Source organism: Streptomyces sp. PTL18 (genome assembly GCF_059510295.1).
Genome location: NZ_JCAJZO010000005.1, coordinates 125,091 through 140,819, shown reverse-complemented (window position 1 = coordinate 140,819; position 15,729 = coordinate 125,091). Strand labels below are relative to the sequence as shown.

The following is a 15,729-nucleotide window of genomic DNA, read 5'->3' as shown; positions in this document are numbered from 1 at the left end:
TCACCCGTCCCGGCCGAGCGCGCTGTGGTACTGCTCGGCCATCAGATCGCCGGTCGGAGAGGGGTACGACTGCTCCGGCCGTGCGTCCCTGGGTACGCGTCCGTCGTCCATGCCGCGCGCGGGCCCCTGGCACCCCTGGGCCGCCGCGATGCCCAGCGCCACCAGCAGCGTCACCACCACGAACACGAAGATCCGCTGGCGCAGCAGCCGCGGATTGGCCGGGCGCCGCCCGGTCCCGGTGGTACGGGGCACCGGCCGCCCGGTGCCACTGCGCGGTGCGGGACGGCCGCCCGAGCGGGTCGAGTTGCCGCGCTGCTCGGGCGTCGGACGCGGCCCCGGCCGGGACCCGCTGCTGCGCGGCGGGGGAGTGCCCGGCCCCTGCGGGCGGCGCACGGTGCGCTGCTCCGCGTACTGCTGCGCGAGCCGCCCCGACGGCCGGTCCACCTCGCCGCGCCGGTCGGAGGGCCGTACGTCGGTGAGCCCCTGGGTCTCCCGGGCCGCGATCTCCTTGAGCCGCAGCGAGAGTTGGAGGGTGCTCGGCCGTTCGTCGGGGTCCTTCGCGAGACAGGCGCGGACGAGCGGGGCCAGAGCGTCCGGCACGCCGTGCAGCTTCGCCTCCTCGTGCACCACGCGGTACAGCATCACCTCGGAACTGCCCTGTCCGAAGGGCGAGTCTCCGGTCGCCGCGTACGCCAGTGTGGCGCCCAGTGCGAACACGTCCGTGGCCGGGGTGACCGCGGCCCCCCGTACCTGCTCGGGGGCGAGGAAGCCGGGCGACCCGACGGCCGTGCCCACGTGGGTGAGCGTCGAGGCACCGGTCGCCCAGGCGATGCCGAAGTCGATGATCCGCGGCCCCTTCGGGGACAGCAGGATGTTGGACGGCTTCAGATCCCGGTGGACGACCCCGGCCTCGTGCACCGCGACCAGCCCCTCGGACAGGGCGGCCCCGACGGCGGCGACCTCGGCGGCCGTGAGGGGGCCTTCCTCGGCGACCTTGTCGTGCAGCGACGGCCCGGGCACGTACTGCGTGGCGAACCACGGACGATCCGCTTCCAGATCGGCGGCCACCAGTCGCGCCGTACACCCGCCACGAATCCGCCGTGCCGCCGAGACCTCACGTGCGAACCGCGACCGGAACTCCTGATCCTCCGCGAGATCCGGCCGGATCACCTTCAGCGCGACCCTCTGGCCCCGCTTGTCGGAGCCCAGGTAGACGACGCCCATCCCGCCCGCGCCGAGCCGCCGGTGAAGCCTGAACGAGCCGACGACACGCGGGTCCTCACGCCTCAGGCGCATCATCGCCATGTCCATCCCCGCTGCCCGGTCCGTTTGACGAGCCACAGCTTACGTTTCCACGGCCGGGTGCGCGCAGAGGCCGCGCCCTCTCGCCCGATCGATTGTCAGTGCCCCGTGGGAGACTTGAGAGGTGGTCAGGACAGGCGCGAGCAGGCGCGTGACGCGTCGTCCATGATCCCAAACACCCGCTGGGGAAGGGGGATTGAACCCGTGAAGGGTGATCGTGTGGAGATAGTCGTGGACGCGGGGGACACGACACGTACGTACGAGGTGGTGGCGAGCAGGGCGGGCCGCCGGGTGGAGACGGCGGTACGCAGGGGGGTGGTGGAAGTGAGCGAAGTCACGCGTTCCGGGACGGTCGTGCGGACCGCCCGCTTCATGGCGAACCGGGTGCTTGCGCTGGTGGAGCAGCCGGTTCCACGGGAAGACGGATCGGAGCAGAAGGGAGACGCCGTGCGTCCCCTCCGGGAAGACCCTGAGACCTAGGACCTCGTCTCCACCCAGGGGAGTACACCGCAGGTCCTCGCTCCTCCTCCGGGAGGCCGAGCAATCGGTACGAGGGCATGACGACCGGGGGGCGCCCGGACCCTAGATTTGAGGTCAAGCGGTGGGTGCAGCACTCGTCCCCCGAGGTCAGGCACCCGCCGCTGCCAACGACAACAGCACCACGGTCAGGAGAGGGACCATGGCCCACACGGCACCGCGGACACTGGTCCGCACGCAGGGGCGCAGGGCGCACGCCGCGTTCGGCACCCGTCGCCCGGGCCGCCGCCACCCCCTGGTGGCGACCGCGATGGCCCTCCCCCTGGCGGCCCTGCTCGTGTACGCCTTCGGCGGCTGGGATGCAGTGGTCACACAAGCGTCGTCCGTGGGCGTGATGCTGGGGCGCTGAGCGGCGCCCCAGGCCCGGAAGAGCGGTCCGGGCGGGGACATCCCACCCATGCAACCCCGTGGGGACGGGGGTACGACGGACGGCACCAACGCCCGCGCAGCTGGGGAGCTGCGCGGGCGTTATTCTGCACTGCCTCCGCGCCCGAACCGGCGTCGCTCTCACGTAACCGGCTGCTCGCCGTGGTGGTTGCCGATGGACGGTCGACGCGGTCGTGGCCGGTAAGGCCGGGGGCGCCGGTGGGTGCGTACGCTCCGGGGGTCTGTTCCGTGCCGCTCAGGGAGTGCCGTGACCGCCGACGTACTGGTTGCCCTCACCGCCGAAGCCCGCCGTACGGCTCATCCTCGAGGAGGAGGCTGCGGGCACCCCGACGCCGTGCTGGCCGAGCGGGGGGACGGCACCGTCGTGCGGCACGGTGACACGGTCGCCAAGGCGCACGCCCCGGGTACGGACCCCGGGGAGCTCGCCCTGCGTCTTGGTACCGCGGCCGGCCTCCCCGAGATCCTCCTGGCGCCCCTCCGCGCCGCACCCGCCGACCTCCACGGCCGCCTGGTGACCTGCTGGCCGTACGGCACCCCCGTGGATCCCGACGCTCCGGACGCCGCCCCCTGGGAGACCGCCGCCACCCTCCTCGCCCGGTTGCACCAGGCGCCCGCCCCCGCCGGCCTCCCGGTCATGCGAGGCCCCGCCAAGGCCGCCCGTGCCGTCCGACGCCTCCACGCCGCCCGCCACCGTCCGGCCGCCGCGAGCGTGCTCGCCGCCTGGGCCGCCCTCCCGGCCTGGGCCCGTGCCGAGGCGCCCATGCCCGCGGCGCGGGGCCTCTGTCACGGCGACTTCCACCTCGGCCAGCTGGTGCGCCACCCCGCGGACACCGGCCCCTGGCTCCTGATAGACGTGGACGACCTGGGCCTCGGAGAACCGGCCTGGGACCTGGCCCGCCCGGCCGCCTGGTACGCCTGTGGTCTGCTCTCCCCGGACGAGTGGGCCAGGTTCCTCGCCGCGTACCGCCGGGCGGGCGGTCCCGCGGTCCCCTCCACCGGCGACCCCTGGGCCGCCCTGGACGTTCCCGCCCGCGCCCTCACCGTGCAGACGGCCGCCCGGGCCGTCGCCAAGTCCGCCGCCGCCGGCCGCGCCTTGGACGAGGCGGAACAGGCCGTGGTCGACGCCTGCGCCCGAATGGCCCGGTTTTCTCCCCAGTTCGCGCAGTGACCTGTGCCGCAGCCTGCAACCGGCCGGGGCCGCACCGGGTCTCTGTCTGACGAAGCCCCACCGACCGGCGAGGAGTTGAGCCGAGCATGCAGTGTCCGAAGTGTCATGCGCCGATGCACACGTACAACCGCAACGGCGTTCAGATCGAGCAGTGCAGTGGCTGCCGCGGCATCTTCCTCGACTACGGGGAGCTGGAGGCGCTCACCCGTCTGGAGGCCCAGTGGGCGCAGCCCGCTCCGCCGCCCCCGCCGGCGTACCCGGCCGCTCCCGCGTGGGGCGCCCCGCACGGCGGCCACCACGAAAGCCATCACGGTGGCCACGGCCACTACGGCCACCACCGGCACAAGAGCTTCGGGCACATGCTGTTCTCCAGCTGAGTCCACGAAGAAGCCCCCGGCCGCGTGGCCGGGGGCTTCGATGTGTGGACGATACTGGGATTGAACCAGTGACCTCTTCCGTGTCAGGGAAGCGCTCTCCCGCTGAGCTAATCGTCCTCGGGACCGCGATCCGAAGATCACGGGCACTGCGTGCGCGATACTGGGATTGAACCAGTGACCTCTTCCGTGTCAGGGAAGCGCTCTCCCGCTGAGCTAATCGCGCGGGGATCCGAAGATCCAGTGGACGATACTGGGATTGAACCAGTGACCTCTTCCGTGTCAGGGAAGCGCTCTCCCGCTGAGCTAATCGTCCTTGGAGGTGGAGACGGGATTTGAACCCGTGTAGACGGCTTTGCAGGCCGTTGCCTCGCCTCTCGGCCACTCCACCAGGAGTGCAGGGGGTCGGGAGGATCCCCTGGTTCCTTCGAGCGGACGACGAGGCTCGAACTCGCGACCTCAACCTTGGCAAGGTTGCGCTCTACCAACTGAGCTACGTCCGCTTGTCGTTTGTCGGACCGCTTCCGCGTCCCGGCGACGTGTTGAACTCTAGCGGATTCCGGGGCCAGTACAAAAACCCGTTTGCGCAGCGTGCTGCCCTGCGCCTGGTCAGGGACACGGCCGGACCACCGCCGGGACACTCCCGGGTCACCCACGGGACACCCGCCATAGACTCGACAGCGTGCCCGACCTGCCTCCTCTCGCCCGTTTCGGCGACCGTGTCGCCACCGGTCTCCTCGATGTCACCCGTGACCCGGCCGCCCTCGACTCCGCCGGCTTCTGGGCTGTCTGCGCGGACTACGAGGGGCGTCTGACCTGTGCCCGCTTCGCGGACGTGCGGGAAGCGCCGGTACCGGCGCCCGTGCCCGGCGGATGGCGGGGCCCCGAGGCCGGTGACTGGACGTCCTCCCTCGACCGCGCCGCGTACACGGCGGGCGTGCGCCGGATCCGCGAGCACATCGCCATGGGGAAGGTCTACCAGGTGAACCTCTGCCGTGTGCTGTCGGCGCCGGTCGCGCCCGGCGCCGACGTGGACGCCCTGGCCGCCGTGCTGGCCCGCGGTAATCCCGCACCCTACGCAGGAACGATCCGCCTGCCGGAGCACGGCGTGGAGATAGCCACCGCCTCTCCCGAGCTGTTCCTGCGCCGCGACGGCCGCACCGTCGAGTCCGGCCCGATCAAGGGCACGGCCCGCACCGAGGCGGAGCTGCTGGAGAAGGACTACGCGGAGAACGTGATGATCGTGGACCTGGTCCGCAACGACCTCGGTCGCGTCTGCGTCACCGGCAGCGTCACCGTTCCCGACCTGTGCGCCGTCGAGAAGCACCCCGGCCTCGTCCACCTCGTCTCCACGGTCCGCGGTGAACTCCTCCCGGACGCCGGCTGGCCGGAGCTGCTCGCCGCCGCCTTCCCGGCCGGTTCCATCACCGGCGCCCCCAAGTCGAGCGCGCTGCGGATCATCGACGCCCTGGAGACGGCACCCCGCGGCCCCTACTGCGGCGGCATCGGGTGGGTCGACGCCGACCGGGGCGTGGGCGAGCTGGCCGTCGGCATCCGCACCTTCTGGATGGACCGCACCGACGACGGCGCGGCCGTCCTGCGGTTCGGCGCCGGCGCCGGCATCACCTGGGACTCCGACCCGGAGGGCGAATGGCGCGAGACGGAACTGAAGGCCGCCCGGCTGCTCGCGGTAGCGTCGGGGGAGTACCAGGACCTTGAGGACCTGGGCCCGGAATGACCTTTCACACGCGGCACACGTCCGGGGCTCCGCGGCACGGCCGCGGGGCCGGACGGCACGTCGCACGACGCTTCCGCCACGATCTTGCGAGGTAACGACCAGTGAAGCTCTGGCTCGACGGTGGGCTGCAGGACATCGAGTCCGCCCGCGTCTCCGTCTTCGACCACGGACTGACCGTCGGCGACGGCGTCTTCGAGACCGTCAAGGCCGTGGAGGGTCGGGCGTTCGCACTGACCCGCCACCTCGACCGGCTCACCCGCTCCGCCCGTGGCCTCGGCCTTCCGGACCCGGACCTCGACGAGGTCCGCCACGCCTGCGCCGCCGTCCTCGAGGCCAACCCCGTGCCCCTCGGGCGCCTGCGCATCACGTACACCGGCGGCCACGGCCCGCTCGGCTCCGACCGCGGCGACCAGGGCCCCACCCTTGTCGTCGCCCTGGGGGCCACCAACAGGCGTCCCGACTCCACGGCCGTGATCACGGTGCCGTGGACCCGTAACGAACACGGCGCGCTGACCGGCCTCAAGACCACCTCGTACGCCGAGAACGTCGTCGCGCTGGCGCGGGCGACCGGGCAGGGCGCGACCGAGGCCCTCTTCGGCAACACGGCCGGACAGCTCTGCGAGGGCACGGGGTCGAACGTCTTCGTCGTCCTCGACGGGGAGATCCACACCCCGCCGCTCGCCTCCGGCTGTCTTGCGGGCATCACCCGCGCCCTCACCGTGGAGTGGACCGGCGCCAGGGAGACGGATCTTCCGCTGGACGTCCTCGAGCGCGCGGACGAGATCTTCCTCACGTCCACGCTGCGGGACGTCCAGGCCGTGCACCGGGCCGACGGCCGGGAACTCGTGGGGGCACCGGGGCCGGTGACCGCCAAGGCCATGCGGATCTTCGAGGAGCGGTCCGGGAACGACCTGGACCCGTGACCCCCGGAAAACGGGCTGACGCGGGTCGCCGCCGCGGGTAGAACACCCGTGATGACCACGACCCTGCGGCCGACCGAGCCGCTTCAGCACCACGCCGACGGGACGCGTTCACGCCGCTACCGGGTGTGCGTGAACAGCCGTCCCGTCGGGGACATACACCTCGGCACCTCGCCGTCCCTGGGCGAGTCGGTGGCCCGCATCATCGACCTGCGCATCGAGGAGCCCGACCGTCGGCGCGGTCGCGGCACCGTGGCCGCGCTCGCCGCGGAGGAGGTGGCGCGGGGCTGGGGCTGCCGGCAGATCGAGGCGGTGGTCCCCGCCGACGCGCGGGTGGCGCTGCGTCTCACCGAGGCGCTCGGCTACGTCCTGCGCAACCGCGGCATGGAGAAGCAACTCGGCGGCACCGCACCCCCGCTGCCCCCGGGCAGCCGCGCACGCCCCATGACCGAGGCGGAGTTCGCGGACTGGCAGGAGTACGCACGGGAGCACTACGCGCTCACCTGGATCGAACGGGGTGTGCCCGAGGCCGCGGCGTACGCCAAGGCGCTTCGCGACCACGATCAGCTCCTGCCTCAGGGCATGCGCACCAAGGGCATGACGTTCAGCGTGCTGGAGCACGTGGGCACGCCCGTGGGCACACTGTGGCTGGCGCTGCGCGCGGACAAGGCCTTCGTCTTCGACGTGGAGGCCGACGCGGCCCACCGCGGGAGGGGGCACGGCCGCACCCTCATGCTCCTGGCGGAGGCCCAGACGCTCACGGCCGGCCTGCGGGTCCTCGGACTGAACGTGTTCGCGGGCAACACCCCGGCCGAGCGCCTCTACGAGTCGCTCGGCTACCGGACGACGCAGTACTGCCTGTACAAGCCCCTGCTGTAGGAAAACAAACCCCTGCGGTAGGACGTGGCCGGATCAGGCGCCCTGGTCCGCCAGCAGCCGGTCCGCGATCTCCTCGATCCGCTCGCGCAGCCCCTCCTGGCTCCTGCCGCCGTCGAGGCGCTCACCACCGATCACATAGGTCGGCGTGCCGGTCACGCCGATCGCCTTGCCCTCGGCCTGGTCGGCGTCGACGATCAGAATGTGCCGGCCGTCGATCAGTGCGGTGTCGAACTCCTCGGCGTCCAGCCCGAGTTCGCGGGCCACCTCGATGAGGAACGGCTCCCCCTCGCGATCCAGTTCCTCGACCCGTCCGAGCACGGCCTCCACGTACGGCCAGCCCCGCCCCTGCGCCGCCGCCTCCTCGGCGGCCTGCGCCGCGGCGAAGGCGTGCCGGTGCTTCTCCAGCGGGAAGTGCCTCAGCCGCAGCTCCAGCCGGTCGCCGTAGCGGGCGCGCAGCGCGCGCAGGTCATCGAGGGCGGTACGGCAGTCGGGGCACTGGAGTTCGCACCAGACGTCCAGGACGGGAGCGGCGGCGCGGGCCGGGGAGGAGTCACTCATGGTCACAGTCTCCCAGCACCCGGGACGGCCCCCAAGCGCGATCTCCGCACCCCGGGGGTGGAGGTGTGGCGGGCACCGGTGAGGTCAGGAGTGGAGACGGCCCCGCCTCGGGGAGGAGCCGGCCCCGAGCTGACCCTGAGATGTCCCTGAGGTGTCCTTGGACCGTGGCCCGCGTGGCGTGGAGCGGTGCAGGATGGAAAGGACGAACCGCCCGTCCACCCGACCGATCTCCGCCTGGAGGACCGGATGATTGCCGAGACAGTCTGTTCCGCCGTCTCCGCGGCCGGCCTCGGCATCGCCGCGGTCACGGCCTTCCGCAAGCGTTTTCTCGCGACGGCCCGTATCGCCGCCTACGCGCTGGTGCCCATCGGCCTCGTGATGACGGGAGTGGTGGGCTGGCTGGCCGACACCGCGTTCAGCCCCACGGCATGGGCGGGATTCGGCGTGCTCGGGGTCGCCTGGCTGCTGTTCACGACCACCCGGGCCGTGGAACGCAGGCGCGGCGGCACCCGCAAGGAGCGCAGGGCGGCGCGTGCCGCGCGGCGGGAGGCGGTGGCTCCGTCGTCCTCCGCGCCGGCGCTCGGCGCAGGGGGCCCTCCGGCGGCCCGTCCCGCGGCGGGGCCCCGGGCGGCCGAGTCGGCGGACGACTTCAGCGACATCGAGGCCATCCTGAAGAAGCACGGCATATGACGCCTTCGCCCGGTGCGGGCCGGGTGGAGACGTCAGAGCGGTCGGGTCACGGCGCCCTGGCGGTCAAGGGTGGGCACGCCTAGATCATCTTCGTTCCGCACCTCGCGGAATCGGCGAACAGATCGTCATCCCGTGCGTGTTGATCGCCGGGTGCGTGCGCGCTGCGTCATCATCACCGCGAGATGCTGGACAGAACCCAGAGCGACACCGCCGCTCCTCCCGAGGAGCGTCGGGGTTGTCTCTTCGCGCTTTCCCAGCCACCGCTGATGATCTTCCTTGCGGTGATCGGCTGTCTGCTGCTCATGGCATCGCTGCACGATCTGCTGCTGCTGTGAGCCGTATGCGGAGCCCCTGGCGCCACCCGTCGCGGGCTCCGTCAGCCCACCGGGCGGCGGCGAAGGGAAGAGCCCGTCTTGGTCACTCAGGGTGATGGGCTGCCGTGTCCGTACGCCTCAGTGCCTTCGGTCGGTTTCCGCCGCCCCTCGCGGTCGGGCCGCCCGGCATCCCCGGCACCCGCACAGGCGCCGTTCAGCCGGCCGCCTCCTTGCGGCGCGCCCGGTAGGCGGCCACGTGGAGGCGGTTCCCGCAGGTACGGCTGTCGCAGTAGCGCCGTGATCGGTTGCGGGAGAGGTCCACGAAGGCGCGTCGGCAGTCGGGGGCCTCGCAGCGCCGAAGCCGCTCCTGCTCCCCGGCCACCACGAAGAACGCCAGCGCCATCCCGCAGTCCGCGGCGATGTGGTCGGCCAGGGAGGCGCCGGGGGCGAAGTAGTGGACATGCCAGTCGTAGCCGTCGTGGTCGGTCAGCCGGGGCGTGGTGCCCGCCGCGGCGACGAGTTCGTTGATCAGCCCGGCCGCGGTCCGGGTCTCCGTCGCGGCGAAGACCGCGGCGAACCGGCCACGGATCCTGCGCACCGCCGACAGGTCGAACTCCGACAGAACGCCGAGATCGCTCACCGCGTGTCTGCGCGCGAAGTCGTCGAGGGCGGCGACGTCCGTGAGCCCGTCAGGTTCGTCGCCCTCCGGTGCGGTGTTCACGAGGTCCACCACGAGATCGAGCGCGCACCGGGTGTCATGGGTGATCAGCACGTGTCGCTCCCTGGCCTGAGGGTCGGGCGGAGGCCCGCCGATGGTGGCCGAGCCTAGCGGTTTCCCGCCCCGAGAGGACTCGCCGCAGGGCCGGCTTCGGACATCTCACGCAGCGCAGGGAGGCAGTTGCTTTCCGTGAAAGGCCAGAGCACCGTCCCCGCGTGGGCTCGCGGTGACGGCGCCCGGGTGTGCCGTATGCGGTTGTCCTGACCCGAGCCGTCTCCCCGAGTGGACGGCGCCGGGTGGCGTGGCTGTCCTGCTCTAGCTCTCGGCCAGGATGTGGGAGAGCTCCGTGTCGAGATCGAAATGACGATGCTCCGTGCCGGGCGGCACGGCCGCGTCGGTCCGCTTCAGGAACGACTCCAGTGCCCGCGCCGGGGCCTCGAGCAGGGCCTCGCCCTCCGGGGAGCTCAGGGCGATGCAGACGACGCCCTGACCGTGGCTGCGGGACGGCCAGACGCGGACGTCGCCGGTCCCTGTGGGCCGGTGCAGGCCCTCCGCGAGGAGGTCGCGGGCGAACACCCACTCGACGGTCTCCTCGGCTCCGGTGTGGAAGGTGGCGTGCACGGCGTAGGGATCGGCCGTGTCATACCGCAGTCCCGCGGGTACAGGCAGTGAGGACTCGCTCGACACAACGAGGCGCAGGTGCAGCTCGCAGCTGACCGTGGTGTTCATAAGCGCCAGGGCCTTTCGCTCAGTGTGCGCTCGGGGATTCGCACGTCGGCGAAATCGACATGCCACCTACGGTGCCGTTGTAAACCCCTCTGGGAGTTTTGCCTGTCTTTACGTAGCTCGTCCGGCCCAGGCATCGTTCGTGCGATGCGTCCATTCCGGTGACTGGTTTCTCTCGGGTAGGTTTGGCTGTATGAATACGGGGAGTGACGAGCGGGGTGAGGCTCCCGTGGCCGCCGAGGAGTCGAAGGCCGAGCGGCCGCTCGGTTCCAGGGCGCCGGAATTCATCAAGGCGCGACGGGTGCTGCACCTCAGCTGGCAGGTGGGCGTTTTCGTCATCGGTCTCGCGGTGGTCGCGGGCGGCGTGATCATGCTTCCGCTGCCCGGCCCGGGCTGGTTGGTGATCTTCGCCGGCATGGCGATCTGGGCGACCGAGTTCGTCTGGGCCCAGCTGGTGCTGCGCTGGACGAAGCGGAAGGTCACCGAGGCGACACACCGCGCGCTCGATCCCAGGGTGCGGCGCCGCAACCTCCTCCTGACGACAGCCGGCGCGGCGATCGCGGCCGCGCTCGTCGGCCTGTACATCTGGAAGTTCGGCCTGGCGATGCCCTGGAGCATCAGGGACGAGTGATCGGCCGATGGTCGGAGGCATCTCCTGACATGCGGTAATGTTCTTCCTGCGCCCGGGCGATTAGCTCAGCGGGAGAGCGCTTCGTTCACACCGAAGAGGTCACTGGTTCGATCCCAGTATCGCCCACAAGAACGAGGGCGGAGTGTGCTCGCAGAACGTGCGAGCGCACTCCGCCCTCGTCGTTTTCTGCTCGGCCTCGCCTCGCCTGGCGGGGGCTCCTCACCCCTGCCTGCCTTCCGGGCCGCGCCTGGGTGGGCCCGGAACCGTGCCTGCCGCCCGCGCGGCCGAATCCGGCATCCGGCTCCCGGCCGCCGCACCGGCCGACCTCGGCGGCGCGGCCCTCACGACCTGCGCGCTTGTCGTTCCGGCCGCGAACCGGCCCCGCTTCAGCGCCCGTTGCCGCTCCTTCCCTCTCACCGAATCCTGTCCGAATCATTGACGAACTCGGGGGGCACCCTCGCGCCTTGTGCCGGCAAGCGCTTGCTCGAAACGGTTCGCGAGCGGCTGCGTTGCTGCGGGGAGGGGCCCGACTGTGGAACCGGGAATGCTGAAAGGCACGATCCTGAAGGCGGCGGGAGTCTCGACGGCCATCCTCGGGCCGGCCGCGACGACGGGCTGCGGGGGCGGTGGCGGCACCTCGGCGGACGGTGCCGTGACGATCCGTTACTCGCGGTGGGGCGCCGACGAGCGGGCGAAGAAGATCAATGAAACCATCAGGCTCTTCGAGAAGAAGTATTCGAAGATCAAGGTCAAAACAGACTTCCAGAACTACCGGTCTTTCCGGGAGAAGTTCCGGATGCAGGCGTCCGGCGGAAATCCCCCGGACGTATTCCAGAACGCCGTCACTTTTCCTGGGAAGTACGACAAGAGAGGCGTTCTCCTCGACCTCAGGTCACAGATGGACGCGGGCACTCTCGGCCTGAGCGACTTCCGCGCCGGTGTCACGAAGGTCGGCGACGTCGACGGCAAGCAGCTCGGCATTCCCGTCGGCTCCCACACCATGGCGCTCGTCATCGACGAGACACTCTTCCAGAAGGCCGGCGTCGAGCCGGAGACGGGCTGGCCTGGGACGAGCACCTCAAGGCCCTGAAGGCGGTCCACGGCAGGGCCAAAGGTGCCCGGGGACACGGGGGCCACTTCGGCGTCGTGTACCTGTACGACCTCCACCTCCGTCAGAACGGCAAGGCGTTCTCCACCAGGGAACGGACTCGGTTTCGACCAGGCCGATCTGACGGAGTGGTGGCAGGACGGCTGCAACCGTGTGAAGGCCGGAATCGTCACCGACCCGAAGATCGTCACCCAGGACCGGCCCAAGTCCTCGCTCTCGGCCGGGCACGGTGCGTCCGAATCCGCCTGGGACAACTTCACGGTCCGACGGCCGAGGGGAACAGCACCTACGGTCTCGCGCCGGTCCCCACCATGGACGGCAAGAACTCCGGCCAGTACCTCGCCTCCCTGATGCTGGGCGCCTCCGCGCGCACCTCGCACCCGAAGGAGGTCGCCCGGTTCACCAACTTCATGGTCCACGATCCCTAGGTGGGCAAGAGCATGGGCTACGACCGCGGCATCCTCGCCAGCACCCGGCAGTACCAGGCCTTCGAGCCGACCGACGAGGTCAACAAGGAGATCGCGCAGTACGAGGAGGACACCGCCAGGCCGGGGTCCTCGGCACGATCACCCCGCACCCTTCCGGCGCCGACACCGTCGAGGCCGCTTTCCCGCGCATCGGTGGCGGCGTACCTGGACCACTGCCGCTACTTCAACGCCACCAGGGCCGAACAGAAGGCCCGCTACGCCCCTCCGACTTCGGCACCCTGCTCCTCTTCCAGGGCCACTCGCGCCTCGACGCGTACGCCGCCGTTCAGACCGGCGACGCGACGCTCGCCAAGCGGGCGTGGAGCAAGTCCTGCAACTCCGACGGCTGCACCGAGTCCTCGCCGTGGAGGACGGAGTCGCTGAGCGGCCCGGCCACGCCGGTCGCGGGCAGCGAGGCAGGCTGGGTGTGCAGCAACGACACCGCGCTCTACGGCCTCGCCGCGATCGAGAACCTGGCGCTGCTCGGGGACAGGATGCCGTCCTAGGCGGCCGGTGGGGGAGCGCCGCCGCACGGGCGGCGGCGCTCGCACCCGTCAGTGTGGCGCTCGTCACGTCGTGCGGCATGAGTACGGGTACTCAGATACCGGAGGCGGAACGGGAAGACTGCGTACGTGGACCACACCCGTTACCGCTTCCGCAGCCTCTGGGCCCTGCCCGCGCCGCCCGCCGCCGTGTACGCGGTGCTGGAGCGCGCCGAGGAGTACCCGGCGTGGTGGCGCCAGGTGCGGCAGGTGACCCGGCTCGACGACACGACCGGCGTCGTCCGGGTGCGCTCCCTGCTGCCGTACGGCCTGACCTTCACCGTCTGCCAGGTGCGGCGCGACCCGGCGGCCGGGATCCTGGAGGCCGCGCTGTCCGGTGACCTCGACGGCTGGGCACGCTGGACGGTCACCGCGGCGGATCGCGGCACCCTGGCCCGCTACGACCAGGTGGTCGACGTGAGCAAACCACTGCTCAGGAGGTTCGCCGTGCCGGGGCGGCCGGTCTTCCGCGCGAACCACCGGCTGATGATGCGGGCAGGGCGGCGCGGACTGCGGGCGTACCTCGAAGCGGTTTGAAGGAACCCTGCCGGGGCCTGTATTGTTCAGTGCGTTCCCGGGCGATTAGCTCAGTGGGAGAGCGCTTCGTTCACACCGAAGAGGTCACTGGTTCGAACCCAGTATCGCCCACCGGGAGAGAGCCGGTCCGCATGATGCGGACCGGCTCTTTTCGTTCACCCCTGGCCGGGATACCCTTCCCGCGATCTTCGGGGGCTGGGGAGGCCCCCGTCGTAAAAAGGGGGGATTTTCTTGCGTGCTGCGAAGGGCGGGAGAACCGAGCCGACCGGGACCATGACGAGGGGACGCAGGCGGTTCACCTGGTTCAAGGTCTTCTTCGTCGCGCTCCTGCTCGGCGGTGTCGTCGCGCTCTTCCGGACGGGCGGGAACGTGGAGCGCGTCACCACGATGTGGGTGGGCGCCGAGGTCGCTGCCGACGGAAGCATCCGCGTCACCGAGGTCATCGACTACGACTTCGGACACCCCGGCGTCACCCGGCACGGCATCTACCGCGATCTGCCGGATCTGATGGACGACCAGGAGTACGCCAAGGTCGTCGCCACCATGGACGGCCACCGGGTTCCGTGGGAGTTGGACGTCGGCGACTACTACGAGGCGCCGGACGGCCGGCGGGAGATCGCCACCCGGATCAAGGTGGGCGACCCGGGCGGCTCCGTCACCGGCGTGCACCGGTACCGCCTGCAGTACACGCTCACGGACGTCGTGCAGAAGGGCAGGATCGCCTGGGACGCCGTCGGCACCGGATGGCAGGTCGACCGCTCCAACGTACAGATCCACCTGGTGGCCCCGTACGAACTCACCGGCACACGCTGTGTGCGGGGCGCCAACGGCTCCGAGAGCCCCTGCACCGCCCGCCAGGACGGGTCCGGCCGGCTCGACGTCACCCTCGACCGGCTCAAGGGCCATGAGGGCGTCACCCTCTACACCGCTCGCGGCCAGAAGCCGACCGGAGCGAGGCCCGCCCTGCCGGCGCCGCCTTCCGGGAAGGCCCTCGGCACGACCGTGGGGAGCCCGTGGAGAGTGGCCCTGCTCGCGTCCGCCCTCGCGCTGGTCGCCGCCGCCGCCGTGATCGGGCTGCTGCGCCTCCTCGGACGCGACCGGATCGTCGAGGAAGCAGCCGACGGCACGCCCGGCCGGACGAGGCGCGTCGCCCTCGAGCGGCGCGCCGCCTCGCTCACTCCCTCCCCCGTGCCCCCGGAGGGTCTGCCCCCGGCCGAGGGCGGGATCCTGCTCGCCGAACGCGTCGAGAACCACCACCAGGTGGCCTGGCTGCTCGGCGCGGCGATCGACGGGTACCTCACCATCGAGGGAAGCGAGGAGTATCCCACCCTCATACGTCGCGATCCCGCCGCCGCACCACGAGACCCGGTCGCCGGGGTTGTCCTGGGCAGCATCTTCTCGGGGCGCGACTCGGTCACCCTGGGCCTGCGCGACGCCCGCTTCAGATCGGGCTGGCAGAGCCTCCACCGCGAGCTGACGGCCTGGCACCAGAACAGTGATCTGTGGGACGAGACCGGCGCACGCCTCGCCCGGATCGGACGCCTCGTCGGCATCGCCGCCACCGTGCTCGGCTTCGTCACGACGGCCGTCGGGGCCTCGCTCGGCGGCGGCCGGAACGCGGCGGGCCGGCCGGTCCTCATGGCGGGCGTGATCGCGGTGGGCGCCGGCCTGGCGTTGTGGCTGCGCTCCTGGGAGCTGCAGGCCCGCAGCCCGCGGGGCACCGCGCTCTGGCTCCAGGTGGAGGCGTTCCGGCGCTACCTCATGGACCCGTCCTCCCACCAGGGCGACGAGTCCCTGGACGAGGGGCGACTGGCGCTGTACACCGCGTGGGCGGTGGCTCTCGACGTGGCGTACGCATGGGACAAGGCCGTCGCGGACTCGACGGCCGCTCCCCGGCGCCGATCCACCGCGACGTCGGGGTTCTTCACCGGCTACGCCCTCGGCCTGATGACCGCCTCCTCGTCCTCCAGCGCCGCCCCGCCCTCCAGCAGCAGCAGCGGTGGAGGGGGAGGCGGGGGATTCGGCGGGGGCGGGGGCGTCGGCGGAGGCAGCGGAGGCGGGGGCGGAGGCTCCTGGTGACGTCAGCCGTGTGACCGCAGGCGCCTGTCCTCGGGCAGGCGCCCTCCCGGGTGG

General features: G+C 71.5%; 16 protein-coding genes, 7 tRNA genes and 2 pseudogenes. 16 read left to right on the top strand and 9 right to left on the bottom strand.

The annotated features are described in order from the left end of the window. A complete protein-coding gene (locus AC5WS8_RS11760; RefSeq protein ID WP_496103527.1) occupies positions 1–1,311 on the bottom strand; it encodes a serine/threonine-protein kinase in 1,311 nt (436 codons plus the stop codon). A 195-nt stretch (positions 1,312–1,506) separates the two neighbouring features. Between AC5WS8_RS11760 and AC5WS8_RS11755 the strand changes: the two genes are divergently transcribed. The 4 genes from AC5WS8_RS11755 (at position 1,507) to AC5WS8_RS11740 (ending at position 3,771) form a co-directional block, all read left to right on the top strand. Continuing rightward, positions 1,507–1,782, top strand: coding sequence for a DUF8836 family protein (locus AC5WS8_RS11755; protein ID WP_496103526.1), 276 nt, complete (start codon positions 1,507–1,509; stop codon positions 1,780–1,782). Between the two features lie 199 nt (positions 1,783–1,981). Next, positions 1,982–2,188 (top strand): hypothetical protein, encoded by a 207-nt coding sequence (locus AC5WS8_RS11750; protein WP_496103270.1) that lies wholly within the window; start codon positions 1,982–1,984, stop codon positions 2,186–2,188. Positions 2,189–2,473: 285 nt separating this feature from the next. Continuing rightward, the gene (locus tag AC5WS8_RS11745) at positions 2,474–3,394 is read left to right on the top strand and encodes a phosphotransferase family protein (protein WP_496103269.1); all 921 of its coding nucleotides are present in this window, start codon (positions 2,474–2,476) and stop codon (positions 3,392–3,394) included. An 86-nt stretch (positions 3,395–3,480) separates the two neighbouring features. Further along, positions 3,481–3,771 (top strand): TFIIB-type zinc ribbon-containing protein, encoded by a 291-nt coding sequence (locus tag AC5WS8_RS11740; RefSeq protein ID WP_496103268.1) that lies wholly within the window; start codon positions 3,481–3,483, stop codon positions 3,769–3,771. Between the two features lie 45 nt (positions 3,772–3,816). Here AC5WS8_RS11740 and AC5WS8_RS11735 read toward each other — a convergent pair. The 5 genes from AC5WS8_RS11735 to AC5WS8_RS11715 form a co-directional block, all read right to left on the bottom strand. Then, a tRNA-Val gene (locus AC5WS8_RS11735) sits at positions 3,817–3,888 on the bottom strand. A 34-nt stretch (positions 3,889–3,922) separates the two neighbouring features. Then, a tRNA-Val gene (locus AC5WS8_RS11730) sits at positions 3,923–3,994 on the bottom strand. Between the two features lie 18 nt (positions 3,995–4,012). After that, positions 4,013–4,084 (bottom strand) — tRNA-Val (locus tag AC5WS8_RS11725). A 1-nt stretch (position 4,085) separates the two neighbouring features. Next, positions 4,086–4,159, bottom strand: a tRNA-Cys gene (locus AC5WS8_RS11720). Between the two features lie 39 nt (positions 4,160–4,198). After that, a tRNA-Gly gene (locus AC5WS8_RS11715) sits at positions 4,199–4,271 on the bottom strand. 179 nt (positions 4,272–4,450) lie between these two features. On the opposite strand from AC5WS8_RS11715, the gene AC5WS8_RS11710 reads away from it, so the two are divergent. From AC5WS8_RS11710 to AC5WS8_RS11700, 3 genes are all read left to right on the top strand, one after another. Then, positions 4,451–5,506, top strand: a complete 1,056-nt coding sequence (locus AC5WS8_RS11710; RefSeq protein ID WP_496103267.1) for a chorismate-binding protein — start codon at positions 4,451–4,453, stop codon at positions 5,504–5,506. Between the two features lie 101 nt (positions 5,507–5,607). After that, positions 5,608–6,429: an aminotransferase class IV gene (locus AC5WS8_RS11705; RefSeq protein ID WP_496103266.1), complete on the top strand. Its 822-nt coding sequence runs from the start codon at positions 5,608–5,610 to the stop codon at positions 6,427–6,429. A 51-nt stretch (positions 6,430–6,480) separates the two neighbouring features. Continuing rightward, entirely contained in the window at positions 6,481–7,305 is an 825-nt protein-coding gene (locus tag AC5WS8_RS11700) for a GNAT family N-acetyltransferase (protein ID WP_496103265.1), read from the top strand. Positions 7,306–7,338: 33 nt separating this feature from the next. On the opposite strand, the gene AC5WS8_RS11695 is transcribed toward AC5WS8_RS11700, so the two are convergent. Beyond that, positions 7,339–7,863 carry a DsbA family protein gene (locus AC5WS8_RS11695; RefSeq protein ID WP_496103264.1) on the bottom strand — a complete coding sequence of 175 codons (525 nt, stop codon included), beginning with the start codon at positions 7,861–7,863 and terminating at the stop codon, positions 7,339–7,341. 246 nt (positions 7,864–8,109) lie between these two features. Between AC5WS8_RS11695 and AC5WS8_RS11690 the strand changes: the two genes are divergently transcribed. Both AC5WS8_RS11690 and AC5WS8_RS11685 read left to right on the top strand, forming a co-directional pair. Then, positions 8,110–8,553 (top strand): hypothetical protein, encoded by a 444-nt coding sequence (locus AC5WS8_RS11690; protein ID WP_496103263.1) that lies wholly within the window; start codon positions 8,110–8,112, stop codon positions 8,551–8,553. A gap of 182 nt (positions 8,554–8,735) precedes the next feature. Continuing rightward, positions 8,736–8,888 carry a hypothetical protein gene (locus AC5WS8_RS11685; RefSeq protein WP_177198606.1) on the top strand — a complete coding sequence of 51 codons (153 nt, stop codon included), beginning with the start codon at positions 8,736–8,738 and terminating at the stop codon, positions 8,886–8,888. Positions 8,889–9,081: 193 nt separating this feature from the next. Here AC5WS8_RS11685 and AC5WS8_RS11680 read toward each other — a convergent pair whose 3' ends face one another. Beyond that, the gene (locus tag AC5WS8_RS11680) at positions 9,082–9,639 is read right to left on the bottom strand and encodes a CGNR zinc finger domain-containing protein (RefSeq protein ID WP_496103262.1); all 558 of its coding nucleotides are present in this window, start codon (positions 9,637–9,639) and stop codon (positions 9,082–9,084) included. Between the two features lie 261 nt (positions 9,640–9,900). Beyond that, on the bottom strand, positions 9,901–10,314 hold the full coding sequence (locus tag AC5WS8_RS11675) for an SsgA family sporulation/cell division regulator (RefSeq protein WP_003959770.1): 414 nt from the start codon (positions 10,312–10,314) through the stop codon (positions 9,901–9,903). A gap of 190 nt (positions 10,315–10,504) precedes the next feature. Here AC5WS8_RS11675 and AC5WS8_RS11670 point away from each other — a divergent pair, with 190 nt between their 5' ends. The 7 genes and pseudogenes from AC5WS8_RS11670 (at position 10,505) to AC5WS8_RS11640 (ending at position 15,675) form a co-directional block, all read left to right on the top strand. Further along, positions 10,505–10,942, top strand: coding sequence for a TIGR02611 family protein (locus AC5WS8_RS11670; protein WP_496103261.1), 438 nt, complete (start codon positions 10,505–10,507; stop codon positions 10,940–10,942). Positions 10,943–10,996: 54 nt separating this feature from the next. Then, positions 10,997–11,068: transfer RNA gene (locus AC5WS8_RS11665), tRNA-Val, on the top strand. Between the two features lie 418 nt (positions 11,069–11,486). After that, positions 11,487–12,672 (top strand): annotated as a pseudogene (locus AC5WS8_RS11660) (ABC transporter substrate-binding protein); the annotation flags it as partial. Between the two features lie 4 nt (positions 12,673–12,676). Next, positions 12,677–13,023, top strand: a pseudogene (locus AC5WS8_RS11655) (exo-rhamnogalacturonan lyase family protein); the annotation flags it as partial. Between the two features lie 126 nt (positions 13,024–13,149). Beyond that, positions 13,150–13,596 (top strand): SRPBCC family protein, encoded by a 447-nt coding sequence (locus AC5WS8_RS11650; protein WP_496103260.1) that lies wholly within the window; start codon positions 13,150–13,152, stop codon positions 13,594–13,596. 39 nt (positions 13,597–13,635) lie between these two features. After that, positions 13,636–13,707, top strand: a tRNA-Val gene (locus tag AC5WS8_RS11645). 162 nt (positions 13,708–13,869) lie between these two features. After that, a complete protein-coding gene (locus AC5WS8_RS11640) occupies positions 13,870–15,675 on the top strand; it encodes a DUF2207 domain-containing protein (protein WP_496103259.1) in 1,806 nt (601 codons plus the stop codon). The last annotated feature ends 54 nt before the right edge of the window (positions 15,676–15,729 follow it).